Below are 358 nucleotides of genomic sequence, written 5' to 3'. Positions count from 1 at the left end.
CAAGGTGATCGAAACTGCGCCGAAGATATGGCGCCCTGCCAACCCCCTGACCGACAAGCGCATCCTGTTAGCTGGTGAAGCCCGCGCACTGATCGATGGTGCAATTGAACCCCACATCAGGCTCGCTCTCATCCTGCTTCTAGGCACCGCAGGGAGGGTTGGCGCAGTCCTGGTTCTCACATGGGACCGTGTAGATTTTGACCGGGGCACCATCAATCTTAGGCTCGAAGATTCCCAGACCAGGAAAGGCCGAGCCGTCGTGCCGATGAACCCGAGCACCCGCGCCGTGCTGGATGTGGCGTATCGAGCCGCGCTCTCAGAACATGTCTGTCGAATATGCCAGCGGACAGATCAAGTC

At 59.2% G+C, this 358-nt stretch carries 1 protein-coding gene; it reads left to right on the top strand.

What is annotated here, in order from left to right:
• The coding region (locus tag R0J87_RS18940) for a site-specific integrase (RefSeq protein ID WP_498888158.1) at window positions 1-358 on the top strand (358 nt) is incomplete at both ends.

It is taken from the genome of Halomonas sp. SIMBA_159, assembly GCF_046536035.1.
Lineage (GTDB): Bacteria > Pseudomonadota > Gammaproteobacteria > Pseudomonadales > Halomonadaceae > Vreelandella > Vreelandella venusta_A.
This window is presented reverse-complemented; position numbering and strand designations above follow the sequence as displayed.